The organism is Mesorhizobium sp. M4A.F.Ca.ET.022.05.2.1 (assembly GCF_003998845.1).
GTDB lineage: Bacteria > Pseudomonadota > Alphaproteobacteria > Rhizobiales > Rhizobiaceae > Mesorhizobium.
Genome location: NZ_RZOJ01000545.1, coordinates 1 through 3,251, shown reverse-complemented (window position 1 = coordinate 3,251; position 3,251 = coordinate 1). Strand labels below are relative to the sequence as shown.

3 protein-coding genes are annotated in these 3,251 nt (G+C 65.4%); all 3 read right to left on the bottom strand.

Annotation, left to right across the window (positions count from 1 at the left end):
• Window positions 1-59: 59 nt before the first annotated feature.
• The gene (locus EN745_RS32370; RefSeq protein ID WP_127400512.1) at window positions 60-1,157 is read right to left on the bottom strand and encodes a substrate-binding domain-containing protein; all 1,098 of its coding nucleotides are present in this window, start codon (window positions 1,155-1,157) and stop codon (window positions 60-62) included.
• A gap of 13 nt (window positions 1,158-1,170) precedes the next feature.
• On the bottom strand, window positions 1,171-2,247 hold the full coding sequence (locus EN745_RS32365) for an ABC transporter permease (RefSeq protein WP_126057948.1): 1,077 nt from the start codon (window positions 2,245-2,247) through the stop codon (window positions 1,171-1,173).
• Window positions 2,248-2,371: 124 nt separating this feature from the next.
• The coding region (locus EN745_RS32360; RefSeq protein ID WP_145992259.1) for an ATP-binding cassette domain-containing protein at window positions 2,372-3,251 on the bottom strand (880 nt) is incomplete at its 5' end.

Genomic DNA, 3,251 nt, shown 5'->3' with positions numbered 1-3,251 from the left:
ACCAACGGCCGGCAGGATGACCGCCGGCCGTTGGCTGTTCCGACAGATGCTGCCGAAGCCTATTTGCCCCAGATCTTCTTGTATTCGTCGCGGTAGCCGTTGCCAGGGTCGAAGCGGTTGTCCGGGCCACCGTCGAACTCGACATTGTCCGAGGTCACTACGTGCAGCGGCGAGATGTAGCCCGACCATTTCTCGCCGGCCATGGCGCGGTTGAGCTCGTCGACCAGCTGCCAGCCCTGCAGGTTCAGCGGTTCCGCCACCGTCACCTTCTGAAACTGGCTGGAGCGGATGCGCTGGTAGGCCGATTCCGAACCGTCGCCGGCCGCCACGTTGATCGGCGCGTCGGTGCCGGACTTGCCGGCCGCCGCCAGCGACGGCCCCATGAAGTCGAAATAGAGGTCGTTGATCGCCAGCGAATGGGTCCATTCATCGCCGTACTTCTGCAGCAGCGACGTGGTGAGCTGCGGCATGCGCTGCGAGGTCTCGGCGATCGGCGTGTCGACATATTCGAGCACCTTGCCGCCGAGATCTTCGATCTCCTTCTTCATCCGGTCCGCCTTGGCGATGGCGATCTGATAGGTGGAATCGGTGAAGATAATGACGCCGGGCTTGCCCTTGGCATCGACAAAGGCCCAGTCGGCGGCCGCCTTGGAGACTTCCATCGGATCGGTCGAGACGTTGGCGATGATACCGAGGTCGTCGATCGGGCCGACCGTCGGTGCTGCATGCCATGCCGCCATCGGGATCTTGGCGGCCTTGGCCTGCTCCATCGCCGGCTTTTGCTCGACGGCGTCGAAGCCGTTGATGATGATGCCGTCCGGATTGAGCGCCAGCGCCTGGCCAAAGGCCGCCGTGCGGCCGCCGATGGAGCCGGCGCCGTCAAGCGTCTTGACCGTCCAGCCAAGTGCCGCCGCCGCTTCCTCGACGCCCTTGGTGACGCCGAGAATGCCGCCGTTCTTCATGTCGGCGCCAAGCACGACGATCGTCTTGCCCGCGGCCCCCTTAGGCCCTGTCATCGGCCCGTCCCATTTCTCGACCTTGCTGGCGTATTTGTCGACGACGGCCTTGGCGTCGGCCATCGGATCGGCGAGCGCGGTCGAGGCGATGCCGAGCGCCAGGCAGGCGACGCCAAGCTGAAGGACTGTTCTGCGATGCATGCTGTTTCTCCCATTAAGCATTGTTGGTTGTCGTTGTTCGTTGGCTGGTGGCTGGTTGAGTGGCGGCGGGCGGCACCACGGCGCCGCGGCGGCGCTGCGCGTAGCCGGCAATGCCGATCGCGACGAGCAGGGTGACGCCGTTGAACAGCGGCTCGACCCAGAACGAGCCGCCGAACTGCTGGATGCCGGAAATGCCGACGGCGAGGATGACGACGCCGATGATCGTGCCCCAGACATTGACGCGGCCGGGCTTGATGGTGGTCGATCCGAGGAAGGCGCCGACCAGCGCCGGCAGCAGATATTCGAGACCGACGCTGGCCTGGCCGATCCTCAGCTTCGAGGCGAGCAGCACGCCGCCGAGCGCGGTGAGCGCGCCGGAGGCGACGAAGGCGCCCACGACGAATTTCTGCACCGGGATGCCGTTGAGCGCGGCGGCCTTCGGATTGGCGCCGATGGCGTAGAGGTAGCGGCCGATCGGCAGGTATTCGAGCACGAGCCACATCGCCAGCGCCAGGACGACCACGTAGTAGCCGGTGATCGGCAGGCCGAACAGCATCGTGCCGTTGAGGGAGAGGAAGCCGTCGGGAAGCACGCCGACGACCTGCCGGCCGCCGGTGTACCACATGGCCAAAGCATAGAGCACGGTACCGGTGCCGAGCGTGGCGATGAAGGAATCGATGCGCGCCACCTCGACCAGCCAGCCATTGATGAAGCCGGTGAGCACGCCGAGCAGGATGACGATCAGCACCGCGATCGGCCAAGGGATGCCAAAGGCCGTTTGCAGGCTGATGGCCAGGATGTGCCACAGCACGATGCCGTAGCCCACCGTAAGGTCGATGCGGCCCGAGGCCATGGGGATCATCGCCGCAAGCGACAGCATCGCGATGATCGCCTTGTCGGAGATGATCGAGCGCAAATTGAGCAGCGTCGGGAACGTCCGCGGCAGCAGCAACGAGAACAGCACGATGAGCAGCAGCGTCAGGATCGGCAGGCCGTAGACCGGCAGGTAGCGCGAAGCCTTCTGGCCGAGGCTCAGCCCGGAAAGTTCCGACCGGGTCGGCTCCAGCGCCGTCGATTTGATCGAATTCATGGGGGTCCTCCTAGAGCATGATGCCGAAAAGTGTGAGGCGGTTTTCGGACGACATCATGCTCTATCTCTTTGATTTAGAACCGGATTCAAATTTCAGGTCGATTGGACCTGAAATCATCCGGCTCTAGGCGGCTTCGGACACGGAGGCGGCGCGGATGAGCGCAGCCGTCGTCAAGGCATCGCCGGCAAGTTCGCGTACGATGCGGTTATGCGAGAAGACGAGGGCGCGATGGCAGATATGGGCGACCTCCTCGAAATCGGTGGAGACGACGATGACCGCCAGCCCGGCTTCGACGGCCGCCGCGATCAGGCGGTAGATCTCGGCCTTGGCGCCGACATCGACGCCGGCCGTCGGGTCCTCGGCGATCAGCAGCTTGCGGCCCGTCGCCAGCCAGCGGCCGACGACCACCTTCTGCTGGTTGCCGCCTGAAAGCGCCTCGATCGGCAGATGCGGATCGTTGGGTCTCAGCCCCAGCCGCGCGCCGAGTTCCTGCGTCAACTCGCTCTCCCGCGCCGGCTTCATGAAGGAGAATAGTCCACGACCGACCGCCGACGGATTGAGATACATATTCTCGCGCACGGAAAGCGACAGCGCGACCGATTCCTCGGTGCGGTCGCGCGCGATGAGGCCGACGCCGGCGGCAAGGGCGGCACCGACCGAAGACAGGTCGAGGCGCTTGCCGTCGAGCGAGACCGTTCCCTCGAAACGCTCGGCGCCGAACAGCGCGCGGCCGACGGCTTCCTGTCCGGCGCCGCGCAGGCCGACCAGCCCGAGCAATTCGCCGGAGCGCGCCTCGAAGGTGACCGGGCCGACGTTGCCGCAAACGAGGTTTTCGACCTTGAGCCGCTCCGGCCCGTCCTGCCATTGCGACTTGGCGAACATCTGGTGCGCCGGCCGGCCGACGATCAGGTCGACCAGTTCTTGCGGCGTGGTCTCGACCACTGGCTTAACCGCGACCATGCGGCCGTCGCGCATGACGGCGACGCGGTCGGCGATCCGGAAC

Bases quoted from the DNA above. Each gene is read 5' to 3' on its own strand.
- EN745_RS32365 (WP_126057948.1), bottom strand. From the start codon at position 2,247: ATGAATTCGATCAAATCGACGGCGCTGGAGCCGACCCGGTCGGAACTT.
- EN745_RS32370 (WP_127400512.1), bottom strand. From the start codon at position 1,157: ATGCATCGCAGAACAGTCCTTCAGCTTGGCGTCGCCTGCCTGGCGCTC.